Genomic DNA, 245 nt, shown 5'->3' on the forward strand with positions numbered 1-245 from the left:
GCAGTCTCTACGTCTGATTCAGTAATAGTAACTGTACCACAAGTATCAGCACCAGTAGCAACACCAGTATTAGCAGAAGACTCATCTTCAGTACATTCAATAGTAATATCAGCAGGAACAGAGATTGTAGGATCAGTAGTATCAACAACCGTAATGGTTTGGTCAGCAGATACGCTGTTACCACACTCATCAGTTACGGTCCAAGTTCTAACAATAGTTTTAGTATTACCACAAGCTGCAGTCTC

At 40.8% G+C, this 245-nt stretch carries 1 protein-coding gene; it reads right to left on the minus strand.

Features of this window, described 5'->3' with window-relative positions:
- Positions 1–245, minus strand: a 245-nt coding sequence (locus tag ACXAFS_RS15325) for a hypothetical protein (RefSeq protein ID WP_475308055.1), incomplete at both ends; no start/stop codon positions are given.

The sequence above is a fragment of the Winogradskyella sp. ABM4_392 genome (genome assembly GCF_056160445.1).